The following is a 1,211-nucleotide window of genomic DNA, read 5'->3' as shown; positions in this document are numbered from 1 at the left end:
CCGCCCCCCCCACCCCGCCGGCCCCGCCAGGCTGCGCGCGCGGACACCTGACAGCACCTCAAAATCCGTACCACAGAGTCGACTTGAGCAACTTGCCGCAGTGAATCCCGGTGTGTTGCCCCCGTGTCCGCACGCGCACCACGCTGTGCCGCACCGATCCGCCCGAGGAGAACCCCCGTGCTCCACCGCGCTCTTGGCACCACCGGCCCCCAGGTGTCCGCGCTGGGCCTGGGCTGCATGGGCATGTCCGCCCTCTACGGCCCCGCCGACCGCGACGAATCCCTGGCCACCGTCCACGCCGCCCTGGAGGCGGGCATCACCCTCCTGGACACCGGCGACTTCTACGGCATGGGCCACAACGAACTGCTCATCCGCGACGCCCTGCGCGCCCACCGCCGCGAAGAGGTCCAGCTGAGCGTGAAGTTCGGCGCCCTGCGCCGCCCGGACGGCACCTTCCTGGGCTACGACGGCCGCCCGGCGGCCGTCCACACCTTTCTGGCCTACTCCCTGCAGCGCCTGGGCACCGACCACATCGACATCTACCGCATCGCCCGCACCGACCCGCGGGTGCCCATCGAGGACACCGTCGGCGCCATCGGCGAGGCCGTCCAGGCCGGATACGTACGCCACATCGGCCTGTCCGAAGCCGGCTGCGACACCCTGCGCCGGGCCGCGGCCGTCGCCCCCATCGCCGACCTGCAGATCGAGTACTCCTTACTGGGGCGCGGCATCGAGGCCCACATCCTGCCGCTCTGCCGCGAGCTGGGCATCGCCGTCACCGCCTACGGTGTCCTGGCCCGCGGCCTGATCAGCGACAACTGGCCCCGCAACCGCGCCTTCACCCCCGACGACGTCCGCGGCCACACCCCCCGCTACACCGGTGCCAACGCCGAGCACAACCTCCGCCTGGTCGACACCGTGCGCGCCCTGGCCAAGGACCGCGGCACCACCGTCGCCCAGACCGCCATCGCCTGGGCCCTGGCCAAGGGCTCCGACATCGTGCCCCTGGTCGGCGCCCGCACCCGCGAACGCCTGGCCGAGGCCCTGGGCGCCCTTCAGGTGCCCTTCAGCCGCGAGGAATGCCTGCGCATCGAGGCGGCGATTCCTCCCGGCGCGGCCCGCGGCGACCGCTACCCGGCCGACCAGATGCCCTACCTCGCCCCCGACACCGCCTGACCCCAGCCCCCCAGACCTCCAGACCCCCCAGACCC

General features: G+C 73.1%; 1 protein-coding gene. It reads left to right on the top strand.

The window, feature by feature from the left end; translation table 11 throughout:
* The first annotated feature begins 177 nt into the window (after nucleotides 1-177).
* Nucleotides 178-1,176 carry an aldo/keto reductase gene (locus IG74_RS0144670; protein ID WP_030689589.1) on the top strand — a complete coding sequence of 333 codons (999 nt, stop codon included), beginning with the start codon at nucleotides 178-180 and terminating at the stop codon, nucleotides 1,174-1,176.
* Nucleotides 1,177-1,211 lie beyond the last annotated feature (35 nt).

It is taken from the genome of Streptomyces sp. NRRL B-1347 (assembly GCF_000720325.1).
Taxonomy (GTDB): Bacteria; Actinomycetota; Actinomycetes; order Streptomycetales; family Streptomycetaceae; genus Streptomyces.
The sequence above is the reverse complement of the archived record's forward strand: the minus strand, read 5'-3'. Positions and strand labels throughout refer to the sequence as shown.